This window comes from Vibrio sp. zbq_1 (genome assembly GCF_043102935.1).
GTDB classification, from domain to species: domain Bacteria; phylum Pseudomonadota; class Gammaproteobacteria; order Enterobacterales; family Vibrionaceae; genus Vibrio; species Vibrio parahaemolyticus.
The window spans coordinates 167,025-183,050 of record NZ_JBICJH010000032.1 but is presented as its reverse complement, the minus strand read 5'-3'; the positions used below and the strand labels follow the sequence as shown (position 1 = coordinate 183,050).

The window sequence follows — 16,026 nt, the reverse complement described above, 5'->3', positions numbered from 1 at the left end:
GTGAGCTCACAACCACACTTTTGAAAAGATTTTAAGAGAGCAAATAATGAAATCATTAATCATTAAACTGTGGCGTACGATGACGCGCCCGGCAGTTCATATCAGCCTTGGCGTGCTGACTATGGGCGGTTTCATCGCTGGTGTTATTTTCTGGGGTGGCTTTAACACCGCGCTAGAAGCAACCAACACTGAAGAATTCTGTATTAGCTGTCACACCATGCGTGACAACGTATACGTTGAGCTGCAAGACACGGTTCACTGGAAAAACCACTCTGGTGTTCGTGCTACTTGTCCTGACTGTCACGTTCCTCACAACTGGACTGACAAAATCGCTCGTAAAATGCAGGCTTCTAAAGAAGTATTTGCGCAAGTTTTTGGCAACTACTCTGAACCTGGCGTTTTCGAAGAGCGTCGTATCGAACTTGCTAAACACGAATGGGATCGTTTCTCTGCAAACAAATCTCTAGAGTGTAAAAACTGTCACAACTACGAGTCTATGGACTTCGAGCAAATGTCTCCAACGGCTCGTATCCAGATGAAGCAAGCGGCAGAAAAAGATCAAAGCTGTGTTGACTGTCACAAAGGTATCGCGCACAACCTACCAGCAGGTATGGATAGCATCGGCGGTATCGTGGGCGATCTAGAGCAAATGACATCAGGTACTGACTACGCAGTAGGTCAAGAGCTCGTGAGTATTCGTCACCTTCCAATTTACTTTGACGCGCAAGGTGCGAAAGAAGCGGGTCTTCTAAACCCTGCATCAACAGTAAAAGTTCTGGAAGATAAAGGTGACTTCATCGAAATCGAAATTGACGGCTGGCGTAAAGCGAAAGGCTTTGGTCGCGTAATTCAAGAAGATTTCGGTAAGAACATTGCAACCGCGTCTCTACTTAAAGAAGCGTCTACAGACAGCAACATCGTTACGACTGGTGAAAAACGAGTGGACGAGCTGACTGGTCTTCCTTGGGAGAAAGTGGCAGCGAAAGTATGGATCAAGAAAGAGTCTATGCTGAACGACATCAACCCTGTATGGGAAAAATCGAAAGAAGCATACAAAACAAACTGTTCTGTATGTCATACACAACCAGCTGAAGCGCACTTCGATGCGAACACTTGGCCAGGTATGTTCGACGGCATGCTTGCGTTCGTTAACCTAGATACAGACAGTGAAGCACTGATCTTGAAATATCTACAGAAGCACTCTTCAGATTATGCTGAAGGCCACCACTAATAAGCGCGGATTGGAGTAATTTAAATGGCTATTACACGAAGAAGTTTTCTTAAAGGTGTAGCAACCACAAGTGCAGCGTCAGTTATCGGTCCAAGCTTATTGGCGTCAGCTTCTGCAAACGCAGCTGAGTCGACTGGTACTTGGAAAGTAACAGGCTCACACTGGGGCGCGTTCCGCGCCCACATCTACGCGGGTAAAGTTCAAGAGATCAAACCGCTAGAACTAGACAAAAACCCAACAGAAATGTTGAACGGCATCAAGGGTATTATCTACAGCCCTTCACGTGTTCGTTACCCAATGGTTCGTCTAGATTGGTTGAAGAAACATAAATACAGCGCGGATACTCGCGGTAACAACCGTTTCATCCGTGTGACTTGGGATGAAGCTCTAGACTTGTTCTACCGTGAGCTAGAACGTGTTCAAAAAGAATACGGTCCTTGGGCTCTGCATGCTGGTCAAACTGGTTGGAACCAAACAGGTTCATTCAACAACTGTACCGCGCACATGCAACGTGCAGTAGGTATGCACGGTAACTTCATCACTAAAGTAGGCGACTACTCGACTGGTGCAGGTCAAACCATCATGCCTTACGTACTTGGTTCAACTGAAGTTTACGCACAAGGTACGTCTTGGTCTGAAATCCTTGAGAACTCAGACAACATCATTCTGTGGGCAAACGACCCAGTGAAAAACCTACAAGTAGGTTGGAACTGTGAAACTCACGAATCATTCAAGTACCTTGCAGAGCTAAAAGAAAAAGTAGCGAAAGGCGAGATCAACGTTCTGTCTGTTGACCCAGTTAAGAACAAAACGCAACGCTACCTAGAGAACGATCACCTGTACATCAACCCGATGACAGACGTAGCGTTCATGCTGGCTGTGGCTCATGTTCTGTACAACGAAAACCTGTACGACAAGAAGTTCATTGATACTTACTGTCTAGGCTTTGAAGAGTTCATCCAATACGTTCAAGGTAAGACAAAAGACAAAGTAGAGAAGACACCAGAATGGGCAGCGGCTATCTGTGGCGTGAAAGCGGACAAGATTCGTGAATTCGCACGCATGCTAGTAAGCGGCCGTACACAGATCCTGATGGGTTGGTGTATCCAGCGTCAAGAGCACGGTGAGCAGCCATACTGGGCGGCGGCTGTGGTTGCGGCAATGGTTGGTCAAATCGGTCTACCTGGCGGTGGTATCTCTTACGGTCACCACTACTCAAGTATCGGTGTGCCTTCTACTGGTTTCGCTGGCCCTGGTGGTTTCCCTCGTAACCTTGACCAAGGTATGAAGCCGAAGTGGGACAACAACGACTTTAACGGTTACAGCCGTACTATCCCAGTTGCACGTTGGATCGACTGTCTGCTTGAGCCAGGCAAAGAGATCAACTACAACGGCGGTAAAGTGAAACTGCCAGACTTCAAGATGATGGTTATCTCTGGTTGTAACCCATGGCACCACCATCAAGATCGTAACCGCATGAAGAAAGCGTTCCGCAAACTTCAAACGGTTGTAACGATCGAGTTTGCGTGGACTGCAACATGTCGTTTCTCTGACATCGTTCTACCTGCGTGTACGCAATGGGAACGTAACGATATCGACGTGTACGGTTCATACTCGAACAAAGGTCTGATCGCGATGCATCGTCTCGTTGATCCATTGTTCCAATCTAAGCCTGACTTCCAAATCATGAGTGAACTAACTCAGCGTTTTGGTCGCCGCGAAGAATACACTCGTGGTATGAGCGAGATGGAGTGGATCGAAAGCCTATACAACGATTGTAAGAAAGCGAACGAAGGTAAGTTCGAAATGCCAGAATTCAATGAGTTCTGGGAGAAGAGCGTACTAGACTTCGGTGAAGGTAAACCTTGGGTTCGTCACGCGGACTTCCGTAAAGACCCTGAGCTTAACCCTCTAGGTACACCGTCTGGCTTCATCGAGATTACATCACGTAAGATCGGCCGTTACGGTTACGAACACTGTCAAGAGCACCCAATGTGGTTCGAAAAATCAGAGCGTTCACACGGTGGCCCTGGTTCAGACAAATACCCATTCTGGTTGCAGTCTTGTCACCCAGACAAGCGCCTGCACTCTCAAATGTGTGAGTCTGAAGAGTTCCGCGCGACATACGCGGTGCAAGGTCGTGAGCCTGTTTACATCAACCCAATCGATGCAAAAGCAAAAGGCATTAAAGACGGTGACTTGGTACGCGTATTCAACGGCCGCGGTCAGCTACTAGCTGGTGCTGTTCTAACTGACAGCTACCCACGTGGCGTTATCCGTATCGAAGAAGGTGCATGGTACGGCCCTCTAAACGAGAAAGAAGGCGCAATCTGTACTTACGGTGACCCTAATACGCTAACGCAGGACATCGGTTCTTCTGAGCTTGCTCAAGCGACTTCTGCGAACACATGTATCGTAGACTTCGAGAAGTTCACAGGCAAAGTACCGCCAGTGACTTCATTCGGTGGTCCAATCGAAGTTGCTTAATTAGTGCAATTTGCATAAATCGAAATACCAGCCTTCGGGCTGGTATTTTTTTAACCAAAATTTCAGTGAGCGTTATCTCAATAACCGTTTTTGAGCGTCAGAGTGCATGGATTCGTGACGAAAATAACGAATTGCTCGCATCATTCACAGGATAATGAAGTCATATTCAAAAGGCTTCACGCGCAACCAAGCATCGTGGGGTCAATTGGACACAAAACAATAATAATCAGTGAGTAGATGCAATATGGCTCAGACCATTCAGTTAGCCAACCATTCCGAAATGACGATCATCGATAACGATCTGCACGTGGATGTGATTGGTAATCAAGCCCATTTCTCTTTCTCTGGGCTTCACAATAAGACCTTTACTGACCGTGAAGTGCTGTTCGAAATGCCGTTTCTATACGAGCACGAAGCCAATGTGATTGGTGATGGTTTTCAAATGTTGGCGCAAACGTCAGGAACGATCACGCACCCGATTGAAATAGGTCGATGCCCCGACAACATTCCCCCATACCGTGTGTACTCGCAACATGCCCCCAAGCGTTACTACAACTATCTAGTGATTGAGGATTCTGCTGGTTACACCTTGTTTGGCTTCACGACGTGCCGTCGATTTGCTGGTTACTTTGATATACAACAGCGAAATGGGCAGTGGATACTGACCGCAGCAATCGATGGTGAACACACGCAAGTGGCGGATTGGGAACACAATCAACTTGAGTCCATTACGATTTTAACTGGCAACTCGCTATCCGATCTGTATCAAGAGTTCAGCGAGATGATTGCCGCGCATCATCCTATTCGCAACGGTGTCACGCAGGATGCACCGATAGGCTGGTGCTCTTGGTATGCGTACTATGCCGATGTGACCGAGCAAAATGTTTTAGAAAATGTTGATTGCATGCAAGACAAGCTCGAAGACCTAGAATGGGTACTTCTGGATGATGGCTATCAAGCGTTCATGGGGGATTGGCTTACGCCGTCGGATAAATTCTCTGGCGGTGTGAAGGAGCTGATTCAAAACATTCGCGCAAAAGGCAAAAAGCCGGCGATTTGGATGGCTCCTTTCATAGCGCAGCCAGAATCTGAGGTCTTTAAGCAACATCCTGAATGGTTTGTTCGTCATCCTGACGGTCAGCTCCTTAAAGCCGAAGATGTTACCTACGGCGGCTGGCGTTGCACGCCTTGGTATATTCTCGATACGTCTAACCCCGAAGTGCAAGATCATCTAACGCACGTGGTGTCAGTGATGAGGCTAGAGTGGGGCGTAGAGCTGTTTAAGCTCGATGCAAACTACTGGGGAACACTAAAAGGAAAACGTAGTCAGTCTGGTATTACGGGTGTTGAAGCGTATCGATTAGGGATGGAGGCGATCGCCAGAGGCGCAGGAGACGCGTGGTTGCTTGGCTGCAACGCACCAATGTGGCCATCTTTGGGACTGGTGGATGCGATGCGTGTGTCTGATGACGTCGAGCGCCATAGCCACCGTTTTGAACAGATCGCTAAAGAGACGTTTTTCCGTAGCTGGCAGCACCGTAAGTTGTGGCAAATTGACCCAGACTGCGCGACGCTTACTTCTCTTGCTAATCAAGCGGCATTACGTGAAGACTACGAGTTTCACCGTACCGTATTATTGGCGTCTGGCGGCTTGCTTTTGTCTGGCGACCCGCTCCCGGAAATCACGCCATTTGCGAGTAAAACCTTGGCGAAGCTGATGTTGCGACAACGACGCAGCCAAGAATCTGCTAAGTTCACGGCGTTAAGTTTGAGCCATGCTTTTTTGAAACTGACGGACAAGAATGATCTACATTGTTTGTTCAATTACGCGAATCACAATGCGACTGAATTTACTCTCACAGCGGATCAGCCCGTTGATTGGTATGACTACTGGACCGGAGAAAAGCTCAACCAAGATCCTTGTCAGTTGCTTCTAGTGAGTGTCGATAGAGGTCTGAATGCCAAAGCAATAGTGACCGCGTAAAGATCATTGAAAACAACGTATTAAACGAAAAGAGCCACTTGGGCTCTTTTCTTGTTTTTACGCGTTCTTTGTTGAGAGCGGAATTACTAAAACTCAAACAGAAAGTAATAACCATAGCCCACAATGAACGCAGGGATAGAAGAATAGATCGTTGCCATCAATGCCGCTTTGGGAGCCATGGCAATCGCGGGGAACAGTGCATCTCCATCGTTAGAAATCGCATTCGCAATCTGCGCGGATAATGGTGCGGCACCAGTAATGTACAAACTGGTGACGAGAATCTGTGGGCCGCAGCCTGGTAGCATACCGATGGCTAAGCCAGCCAATGGCATCCAGATGCCCCAATTTGAGAAGGTAGCAGCCAAATCAACGCCTGAAAAATAGGTCGTTAATTCAAACGCAAGAAACGCCACGATAACCCACGCGCTGACAAAGTTGGTGTCTTGGGCTGCTTTTTGAATCGGGTGTGAATCAATGATTTTTTCATCTTCTGACACCGTCGATTGATAATCTCCCAACTCTTTTGTCATTGCCCACAACGACATGGAGACCACCGCAAATATCGCTCCTAACCATTCAATGCTACTTGGACTCAAATTCAGTAGCTGATTGATATCCACTTGGAATGAGGTCATTACGGCCACCATGCTCGCAGGGATTATCAACCACTTCCAGAATGCGCCTTGAAGATTAATCGCACGTTGCTCTAAAGGTGTGTATCGCTCGCTTTGATGCTGACAACAATGGTGGTGAGCGCTCGCTTGCTTTGGCTCGGGGCGTAGAAAATCATCAGGATGAAATGCGTTGACGATCAAACCCGAAACCGTACCTACCACAATGCCAAGTGCGACGACGCCAACGCCGACGGACGGTTTTGCCGCGAGTAACAAGAATGCCGCATCGCCCATGGTTGATGTCAGTACGGCTACGATTGCGCCAAATCCTACTCGTCCACTAATAAATTGAGTCGTAACAACAATAGCGCCGCCACAGCCCGGAAGCGCACCGAGTAGGGCCGCAAAAAACACCTGATGATGACGAGAACGATGATAGAGCTGAGTGATGCGATTCGTCTTCGACATAAAGTTGGAGAGGTAATGATAAATCGCCAAGGTTGCTGCGACATAACAAGATACTGCCCAGAAAGAATCGGAAAGCGTGGTCACTGTGATCTCTCGGGTGTTCTCATTCGCTAATAAGACAAGCATGATAATGGGGATAAGCAGTCGCTTATAAGCTAACTGGAACTGAGTTGGCTGAAATAGCTGCTGTGCGGAGTGCAAAAATCGGGTCGCGTTCATCGTTAACTCAAATGCAAATGGTAATAATTATCATTATATGTAAATGAGATTTATTCGCAATAGGGTTGTGAACTTTTCTTCGTGTCAAACTCCCTCAAATCAGGTAAAGTATCGGCCTTTGTGAGCAAACAGCTTCCACGGCACACCGTGCCATTGTTCGGAAGCGTATCAAATTGACTTGGATAGGAAGAAACATGATTCTAGTTGTAGGTCATAAGAACCCAGACAGTGACAGTATTTGTAGTGCACTAGTTGCAACAGAACTTCTAAAGGCGCGTGGCGTTGAAGCAATGCCAATTCGTCAGGGCGAAATCAACCGTGAAACTCAGCACATTCTTGAAGTAGCTGGCGCAGAAGTTCCAGAACTTCGCACTTCAGTAGCGGGTGAAACCGTTTGGCTAGTAGACTACTCAGATCTAGCGCAAGCACCAGACGACATCGCTGAAGCTGAAATTGCGGGTATCGTTGACCACCACCGTCTAGGTGACGTGATGACAGTGAACCCAATGGAAGCATGGATCTGGCCTGTTGGCTGTACTAACACAGTACTATTCAACATGTTCAAGATTGAAGGTCACGAGATCAAGCCTCAAATCGCTAAGCTAATGATGTCAGCAATCCTATCTGACACAGTAGGCTTCGCTTCTCCAACTTGTACACAAAAAGACAAAGATGCTGTTGCTGAGCTAGCTGCAATCGCTGACGTACAAGATGTGGATGCATTCACGAAAGATCTTCTAATTGCTAAGACAAACATCGAAGGTCTATCTGCGGCTCAACTCGTTGAAAAGGACCTTAAAGGTTACCCATTCAACGGTCGTGACGTAGTGGTTGGTCAGGTTGAACTTGCAACTCTTGAGCAAGTTGACGGTATGATCGAAGCACTAGAAGCAGACCTAGAATCTCGTTGTGAGAAAGATAACCTAGCGTTCGCTGCTGTTATGCTAACAGACATCACAACTGCTCAAACTCGTCTTCTATACAAAGGTGAGTGGGCTGAGAAACTTGTTAAGCACGAGAAAGACGGCATGCTAATGATGGAAAATACACTAAGCCGTAAGAAGCAAGGTTGGCCTTGGCTTCAAACTGAGCTAGCGTAATTTCATTATTACCAGCATATACTGTAAATGCCCGCTTAGCTGCGGGCATTTTTCTATGGGAAACAGGAGACTGATATGTCTGAGCAACTCACCCAAGAACAAATCGATACGATTAATCGCTACGACGAAGAGCAGCGCCTAAAGTATTGTGTCAAAGAGATTGTCGCGAATCGTAAAGTTTGGATTCTTAAAGATGAGCACGGCTGTGTCATGTTAAACACAGAAGACGATGATTGCGTTCCTGTGTGGCCAAATGAAGAATTTGCCAAGCAGTGGGCAACGGGTGACTGGGAAGAGTGTGAACCAGAAGCGATCTCTCTTAACAAATGGCATAGCCGTTGGACTACTGGCCTAGAAGATGATGAGCTATCGGTTGTTGTATTCCCGAATCAAAACGAAGAAGGCGTGGTGTTGTTTCCTGACGAGTTTGATTTCGAACTGCGCAAACAAGCAAGCCGTCGTTAATCTGCCTTTACTCGCTTCACCCAATAGAAAAAGCCTGCATGAAAGCAGGCTTTTTGTTTTTCGTGAGCTGTCTGTTTAGTGGCTTGGCGCTTTGTAGAAATGGCTTTCTACCAAGCGCTGGGTAATCGCATGTTCTGGATTAGTAAGGACTTGGTTTGTCTCTCCAAACTCAACCACTTCGCCTTCGTGCATTACCATCACTTTGTCGGTGATGTGTTTTACGATACCGATATGCTGAGACACGTACACAAACGACAAGCCCATCTCTTCTTGCAGCTCCAAGAACAGGTTGATGATCTGCGAGCGCATCGCCATATCCAAACCGTTTAGCGCTTCATCCGCCACAATGATTGATGGCTGAAGGATGAGTGCACGAGCTAAACAGACACGCTGTTTTTGACCAGCAGCAAGCATTTGAGGATAGAAGTAGGCGTGCTCCGGCAGAAGCCCTACGCGAAGCAACGTCTCTTTTACACGTTTCATTCGTGCATCTGGCGGCATGTTGGTGTTTCGTTTCAACGGACCTTCCAAGATTCGTCCAATTTGAATACGAGGATTCAATGACGTGTTTGGGTCTTGGAAAATCATGCGAATCAACTTACATCGCGTTGCGTAATCTTTGTGTTCTAAACGCTCACCATTGACTCGGATCTCACCAGAGCTCGGTTCAACAACGCCTGCGAGCATACGTGCAAGTGTTGATTTACCGGAGCCATTCTGGCCAATAAAGCCAATAGTTTGTCCCGGTTCTAGCGTAAAGCTCACGGGCTTAACTGCTTCATTAACTTGACGTCTGAACAGTCGAGAACGCGTGACAAACTGCTTCGATAAGTTATCGACTTCGAGTAACGCACTCATGACTTCTTCTCCGTGTTCAATGGAAAGTGACAGTTAAACTTATGGTTTTTAATGCGTCGCGTGTGTGGAATTTCAACACACTGTTTTTGCGCGTACGGACAACGCGGCCCTAATCGACAACCAATTGGCAGATGCTGCAAAGGAGGGATAGACCCAGGTAGCGATTGCAGTTTCTGCTTGTGCGGTACCCAATCATTAAAATCTGGCATCGCTTTTAGCAGCGCGTCAGTGTAAGGGTGTTTAGGTGCTTCGATGATTTTGTCGGTGTCGGCAGATTCAACCGACTGACCACAGTACATGACGGTAATTCGGCTTGCCCATTGCGTGATGGTAGCCAAGTCGTGACCGATCAGCAAAATCGTGGTGTTGTTGAGCTGGTTCATTCGGCTCAACAAACGCAGAATCTGCGATTGAGTGATGGGGTCCAAGTCGTTAGTTGGTTCATCGGCAATCAACAATTTAGGTTTGGTTGCGATGGCCATGGCGATCATGACTTTTTGACATTCACCATCTGTTAGCTCGTACGGGTAGCTGCCCATCAAGCGTTTGTGATCTTTGATACCAACTTTGTGCAGTAGCGCAATGGCCTGTTTTTTACGCCATTTGAATCGCTCCCACCACTTGCCTTCAAAGGCGCGAGAGGGGATAGACTCAATTAATTGACGTCCTACTTCTTCGGAAGGGTCCAAACAGGTTGAGGGTTCTTGGAAGATCATCGCGATATCGCGGGCAATGACGCGTCGACGCTCTTTCGGCGTAAGCTGTAAAAGGTCGATGTTACCCAAGCGCATTCGGTCCGCGGTGATTCGCCAGTTGTCCTTACAAACCCCCACGATCGCTTTCGCAACTAAGCTTTTACCTGAGCCAGACTCGCCCACCAAGCCTCGGATTTCACCTTCGTTGAGCGTTAGGCTCATTCGGTCGACGGCTTTCACCATCCCTTGTGGTGTTTCGATCTCGATAGTCAGATGTCGAATATCTAATAACGGCATTATTCGATCCCCGCATTCAGCGCTTGGCGTACACCTTCACCTACTAAGTTTAAGATAATTACGGTGAACATGATGGTCAGACCCGGAAGCGTCACGGTCCATGGTGCGATGTAAATCAGCTCGACGGAATCACCCAAAATGGCACCCCATTCGGTACTCGGTGCTTGAGCACCCAAGCCAAGAAATCCAAGAGCTGTAATATCCAAAATGGCTGCCGACAGAGCGAGAGTAATCTCTGCTGCAATGACGGTTAAAATGTTTGGAAGAATCGAGCTCCACAGCAAGTAGAAGTCATTTGCGCCATCTAGGCGGGCTGCCATGATGTAATCTTTTTCTACCTCAGTATGCACGGCAATATACACCGAGCGAATAAAACGTGGGATCAGGGCTAAACAAATCGCCAGCAAGATATTAAATTCACCAAAGCCAAGGAATGCCACAAAAATGATCGCGAGCAATAGCGATGGAATCGACATAACGGTGTCGAGAAGGTGGTTCAAAGTACTGGAAAGCAGACCTTTCGTCATCCCCGCCAGCACTCCGATAAAGCAACCTACGATGGTCGCAATCGCAGTAATGCCAACTGCTGCGCCAAAAGTCAGTTGAGAGCCCATGATCAAGCGCGACAGAATATCACGACCTAAGTCATCGGTTCCTAAAAAGTAATCGACGGTGCCCGCTGGTGCCCATGAAGGGGGAACGAGTAACTCACCAGATTGTGCTTGTGGATCAAACGGAGCAAGCCACGGAGCTAAGATGGTGATCAATACGATCAAGCCTAAACACCACAAGCCAAACATCGCTAACCCGTTAGCGCGGTAACTACGCCAAAATCGCTCAAACTGAGTTGGAATGCGTTCTTCCTGATAAACGTTATTTGTTAGCATACCATTCCTTTCTCACCAGAGGGTTGATCATGGCGCCAATCAAGTCCGAAAGGATATTGGCAGTTAATACGAGAGTCGCAAGCACCATTACTCCTGCTTGGATTGAGGCGTAATCTTGATTGGCAAGCGCATCCAGCAACCAGCGACCAATTCCCGGCCAGTTAAAGATCGACTCGGTGATGATTGCTAAAGTGATCATGCTAGATAGCTGAACCCCAACTTTTGGAATGATAGGCGGAATGGCGTTACGCATTACGTGCTGAGTGACGATCTCACGATTCGATAAACCTTTGATTCGGGCTGCGCGAATGTAGTTTTGGCTCATAACTTCTGCAACAGATGCACGCATCAAACCAACAACTTGAGTCGTAGGTGCTAACGCCAGAACCAAACACGGCAGAACCATGTGCTCGATGACACTTTGCAGTGCGTGAGCTCGGTATTCACCTTTCGCCATAAAGGCGTCAATAATGGCAAATCCAGTCACATGGTCGATTTCGTACAGCAAGTCGTAGCGTCCAGCAACAGGGAAGATATGGTATTCCAACGAGAAGACCATGATCAGCAGTAGTGCCACCCAGAAAATCGGAGCAGAGTAACCCGACATCGAAAGAAACGAGATACCAGTGTCTAGCCACTTACCCTGTTTCATCCCTGCAATCGTGCCAAGCGGGATACCGATTAAGAGCGAAACCAGGAAGGCGAAAAAGCACAATTCTAATGTGGCAGGAAAAACAACGGCGAGTTCGTCGTAAATCGCATTGCCGTTTTTGCTCAAACCAAAATCGAGCTGAGAAAGGTTAATCAAGTAGCTTTGCCAGCCAGACCAGAACTCAACATTTGCCCAATGTGAAAGCGGGTCAAGGCGCAGCAGAGAAAAGCCCACCAAAGTGAGAATCATCAAAGTGATGAAAAAGAGGTTAAATCGTCGAACGGTGTACCAAAACATCAGTGGATTCTCTCAACTCTATCAAACGGTTGGGCATTGAAAGGGCTCGATTTGAAGCCAGTTAATGACTTGTCGTGCACACGGAATTGAACCCCATGTGCCAACGGAATAACTGGAAACTCTTCATTCAAAATATTTTGCGCCTGACGATACAGGTTTAGGCGGTAACGTTGCTCTTGCGTCTCTAGCGCGAGATCCAGCAAAAAATCGAAATCATCGTTACACCACATCGAAACGTTAAGGCCCACTCGGTCTGATTCGCACGATAGTAAAGGACGGAAGAAGTTATCCGGATCGCCAGTATCGCCAATCCAGCCAGTAAGGAGCAAGTCGATATCGTTGATGTTTTCAAGATCCACTCGTTCGAAACGGTCGTCGGTGAGCAGAGTCAGCTTGATGCCGATATCGGCGAAGTTCGCCTGAATGAGCTCAGCAGTTTTGCGTGGACTTGGGTTGAATGCTCTTGGCTCTAGCGGCACCCACATCGACAGTTTTAGACCATCTTCGTATCCCGCTTCACGAAGTAGAGCGAGAGCGTAATTTCGGTCATAACGAATTTTCGCACTGTCTTTTTGATACGCCCAAGAGTTCGGCGGCAGCAATGTATAAGCTAGGGTACCTGTACCGTAATAAACCGAATCCAAGATATTTTGACGATTGATCGCAAGGTTCAACGCTTGGCGGACTCTTGGGTCGCGAAGTGCTGGAGTCTCGGTATTAATCGCAATAAAGGAAACGTTATTTGCTGGTGTTGCCGTCAACTCAAGGTTTTCATCTTCTTGAATGATTGGGATCTGGCTAGAGATAGGTGAAGACAAAACATCGCATTCATTGCGCAGCAACTTAGCTAACGTGCCAGTACCACGGTGTGAAATGTCGAACACTACTTGTTCCATTTTCGCTGGCGAGTTCCAGTAGTTCGGGTGACGTTCCAAGCGAATCAAATCGTTTACTTGATACTCTTTGAGCTGGTAAGGCCCTGAACCAATAGGGAGTTGGTCGATTTGCTCTTTATTGTCTTTTGCCGCCAATTGTTGACCGTATTCTGCTGACAGTATTACCGCATGGCTGGTGGCGATGTTTGCCAAGAATGAAAAGTTTGGTTGCGCGAGTTTAAACGTCACTGTGTAATCATCGACAGCAATCACATCTTGCAATAGATTTTGAAAATCTAAACCAGCAAACCATGGATAAAAACCACCACCAACTTGATGAAAAGGATGGTCTACATCAATGATTCGCTTAAAGCTGAATACCACGTCTTTTGAATTTAACGGGCGAGTCGGAGAGAACCACGGTGTCGTTTGGAACTGAACGCCATGTTTGAGCTTGAATGTGTACTCAGTACCTTCCTTGTTCACAGACCAACTTTCCGCAATGCTTGCAATAGGTTGGTGTGTTTTAGGATCAAGCGTGAGTAAGGTGTCGTACAACTGAGGGCTTAACGCCTCGGCTGTAATACCACTGTCTATAAGCTGAGGGTTAAATGTTGTTGGTTTACCTTGCCCACAAAACACAAAACCTGCTTGGCGAATATCGTTGTGATCGATTTCTTCACCACAGGCAGTCAGTAAGCTAATACCAATAAGGCTCAGCGATAATCTTATAAAAGCATTCATAATATGAAATGTTCATTGGATTTTGCTTGTTTCATTTGATCTTACTCGTCCGGAGCTCACAAGCGAAAATGATCTCGCTAATTTAACACCTTTGTGAACTCGCTCCAAACACAAAATCTTTTGCTGGTAGGGTGTTAGATCAAAATACGATGTCTATTTAACACTGTAGCCCGAATTTTGCAGACATGAGTTGCGTTATCTATGGCTAGTGGTGTTTTTGGTTTTGTTAACTTTGTCCGACTAAACCGTACTTTCTGACCATGCCTCGTAGCTGGTGATAGCTTAATCCCAGCAATTCGGCTGCTTGTCGTTGGTTGAATTTTGCCTCTTCCAAGGCACGATTGAGAAGATTGATATCTTGCTCCTCTTGCCACTGTTTGTAATCGAGAGGAAAGTGGATCGAAGTCGTTTGAGACGAGGCTTCTTCCTGAGGGTCTTCGTTTGCCGCAGTATGACCAAGCGCATTGTTCCAGCCTGTGGCAAAAGGGTTAAAAATTAGCTCATCAATCGGTTCGGCATTTAATCCGTGTTGATAGATAGCGCGCTCAATTACGTTTTTTAGCTCACGCACATTACCTGGCCACGAGTAATCGAGCAGGGCTTGTTGCGCTTGATGAGTGAAACCAACGAAGTATTCGAGTTGCAACTCTCGACACATTTTCATTGCGTAATGTTCGGCAAGCGACAGGATATCTTCTTTGCGTTCTCGCAGTGGTGGCAACATGATAACGTCAAAGGCTAGACGATCGAGTAAGTCGGCACGAAAGTCACCTTGCTCAGCCAGTCGTGGCAAATCTGCATTGGTAGCACACACTAAGCGCACATCCGCGTTAAGAGCGGTATGACCACCGACGCGTTCGTATTCACCGTATTCAATCACTCGCAGCAGCTTCTCTTGCACAAGTAACGGCGCAGTTGCCAACTCATCCAAGAACAAGGTGCCACCTTCCGCTCGTTCAAAACGGCCTTTGTGCTTGCCTTTTGAACCAGTGAACGAGCCGGATTCATGGCCGAACAACTCGGAGTCAATCAAACCTTCGCTTAAGGTCGCACAGTTGAGAGAAAGAAGTGGCTTATCCCAACGTTTTGATAAGTAATGCAAACGTTGAGCGATCAGTTCTTTACCGGTACCTCGCTCACCAATAATGAGGACGGGACGTTCAATTGGGGCGAGTTGTGATACTTTATCCAATACAGCGAGAAAAGCGGGAGATTCACCAATAAGGTTTTGCTTCATAAAATCCTTCTTATTTTTGCTACCTAGCCTAATTTAAGCGCAGAGTTGGTGAATTTTACCAACTGTTGGTGAAAAACATCATAGCATAACGGTGTATAACAACAAGATTACTGATAACTTGTTGATTTTAATAGATTATAAAAGTTGGCATGGTACTTGTTATATATTCAGGGAGACACAAGGTGAATCACCACCTTGTCGAGTTTTAATAGGAAAAAAGAGGAGTTCCGTTATGGGTATTTTTTCTCGTTTTGCAGATATCGTTAACTCAAACATCAGTGCATTGCTAGACAAGGCGGAAGATCCTGAAAAAATGATCCGTCTTATCATTCAAGAAATGGAAGACACACTTGTAGAAGTGCGTACTAACTCGGCTAAAGCGATTGCAGACAAAAAAGAGCTGGCTCGTAAAGTTGAGATGCTAGAAGAGCAAATTGGCGAATGGGGTCAAAAAGCGAGCCTAGCGTTGGTTAAAGAGCGCGAAGATTTGGCGCGTGCAGCCCTAATTGAAAAGCAAAAACTTGAGCAAGTCGTAAAAGGTTTGCACACAGAGCAAACGCTGGTGGAAGAAACGATCAACAAGTTGACTGGTGAAATCGGTAAGCTTGAGAACAAAATCGCAGAAACACGAGCAAAGCAACAAGCGCTAGCGATTCGTAATCAAACAGCGTCTAACCGTCGCGATGTTCAAAAGCATCTGCATACTAGCCGCACAAATGAGGCAATGGCGAAGTTCGATCAATATTCTCGTAAAATTGACGAAATGGAAGCGGAAGCCGATCTGTACGCTCAAACTGGGAATGCAAAATCGCTAGAGCAAGAGTTTGCAGAGCTTCAGGCTCAAGACGAAATTGAAAAAGAGTTGGCAAAACTGAAAGAGCAGATGTCATCGCAAGATAAATAAGAGAGGAGCCAT

General features: G+C 46.8%; 13 protein-coding genes. 6 read left to right on the top strand and 7 right to left on the bottom strand.

The window, feature by feature from the left end; genetic code table 11:
• The first annotated feature begins 46 nt into the window (after positions 1 to 46).
• The 3 genes from torC (at position 47) to ACF8CV_RS14955 (ending at position 5,702) form a co-directional block, all read left to right on the top strand.
• Entirely contained in the window at positions 47 to 1,231 is a 1,185-nt protein-coding gene (torC, locus tag ACF8CV_RS14965) for a pentaheme c-type cytochrome TorC (protein WP_005462368.1), read from the top strand.
• Positions 1,232 to 1,255: 24 nt separating this feature from the next.
• Positions 1,256 to 3,718, top strand: coding sequence for a trimethylamine-N-oxide reductase TorA (gene torA, locus ACF8CV_RS14960; RefSeq protein ID WP_005462326.1), 2,463 nt, complete (start codon positions 1,256 to 1,258; stop codon positions 3,716 to 3,718).
• Between the two features lie 244 nt (positions 3,719 to 3,962).
• The gene (locus tag ACF8CV_RS14955) at positions 3,963 to 5,702 is read left to right on the top strand and encodes a glycoside hydrolase family 36 protein (RefSeq protein WP_029847919.1); all 1,740 of its coding nucleotides are present in this window, start codon (positions 3,963 to 3,965) and stop codon (positions 5,700 to 5,702) included.
• 86 nt (positions 5,703 to 5,788) lie between these two features.
• Here the strand turns inward: ACF8CV_RS14955 and ACF8CV_RS14950 are convergent, their stop codons facing one another.
• On the bottom strand, positions 5,789 to 7,003 hold the full coding sequence (locus ACF8CV_RS14950; protein WP_025554940.1) for a putative manganese transporter: 1,215 nt from the start codon (positions 7,001 to 7,003) through the stop codon (positions 5,789 to 5,791).
• A gap of 194 nt (positions 7,004 to 7,197) precedes the next feature.
• Here ACF8CV_RS14950 and ACF8CV_RS14945 point away from each other — a divergent pair, with 194 nt between their 5' ends.
• Positions 7,198 to 8,103 carry a manganese-dependent inorganic pyrophosphatase gene (locus ACF8CV_RS14945; RefSeq protein WP_005462364.1) on the top strand — a complete coding sequence of 302 codons (906 nt, stop codon included), beginning with the start codon at positions 7,198 to 7,200 and terminating at the stop codon, positions 8,101 to 8,103.
• Between the two features lie 75 nt (positions 8,104 to 8,178).
• Positions 8,179 to 8,568, top strand: a complete 390-nt coding sequence (locus ACF8CV_RS14940) for a DUF2750 domain-containing protein (protein WP_005462304.1) — start codon at positions 8,179 to 8,181, stop codon at positions 8,566 to 8,568.
• Positions 8,569 to 8,643: 75 nt separating this feature from the next.
• Here the strand turns inward: ACF8CV_RS14940 and ACF8CV_RS14935 are convergent, their stop codons facing one another.
• From ACF8CV_RS14935 to pspF, 6 genes are all read right to left on the bottom strand, one after another.
• Positions 8,644 to 9,426, bottom strand: a complete 783-nt coding sequence (locus ACF8CV_RS14935) for an ATP-binding cassette domain-containing protein (protein WP_005462331.1) — start codon at positions 9,424 to 9,426, stop codon at positions 8,644 to 8,646.
• The gene (locus ACF8CV_RS14930; protein WP_005462378.1) at positions 9,423 to 10,418 is read right to left on the bottom strand and encodes an oligopeptide/dipeptide ABC transporter ATP-binding protein; all 996 of its coding nucleotides are present in this window, start codon (positions 10,416 to 10,418) and stop codon (positions 9,423 to 9,425) included. Before ACF8CV_RS14930 ends, ACF8CV_RS14935 begins: the two co-directional genes overlap by 4 nt.
• Positions 10,418 to 11,305: an ABC transporter permease subunit gene (locus tag ACF8CV_RS14925; RefSeq protein ID WP_005462338.1), complete on the bottom strand. Its 888-nt coding sequence runs from the start codon at positions 11,303 to 11,305 to the stop codon at positions 10,418 to 10,420. Before ACF8CV_RS14925 ends, ACF8CV_RS14930 begins: the two co-directional genes overlap by 1 nt.
• Positions 11,292 to 12,254, bottom strand: coding sequence for an ABC transporter permease subunit (locus ACF8CV_RS14920; RefSeq protein ID WP_005478933.1), 963 nt, complete (start codon positions 12,252 to 12,254; stop codon positions 11,292 to 11,294). Before ACF8CV_RS14920 ends, ACF8CV_RS14925 begins: the two co-directional genes overlap by 14 nt.
• On the bottom strand, positions 12,254 to 13,873 hold the full coding sequence (gene sapA / locus ACF8CV_RS14915; RefSeq protein ID WP_005462340.1) for an ABC transporter substrate-binding protein SapA: 1,620 nt from the start codon (positions 13,871 to 13,873) through the stop codon (positions 12,254 to 12,256). Before sapA ends, ACF8CV_RS14920 begins: the two co-directional genes overlap by 1 nt.
• A gap of 226 nt (positions 13,874 to 14,099) precedes the next feature.
• Positions 14,100 to 15,110, bottom strand: coding sequence for a phage shock protein operon transcriptional activator (gene pspF / locus ACF8CV_RS14910; RefSeq protein ID WP_005495684.1), 1,011 nt, complete (start codon positions 15,108 to 15,110; stop codon positions 14,100 to 14,102).
• Between the two features lie 232 nt (positions 15,111 to 15,342).
• On the opposite strand from pspF, the gene pspA reads away from it, so the two are divergent.
• A complete protein-coding gene (gene pspA / locus ACF8CV_RS14905) occupies positions 15,343 to 16,014 on the top strand; it encodes a phage shock protein PspA (RefSeq protein ID WP_005462360.1) in 672 nt (223 codons plus the stop codon).
• Positions 16,015 to 16,026 lie beyond the last annotated feature (12 nt).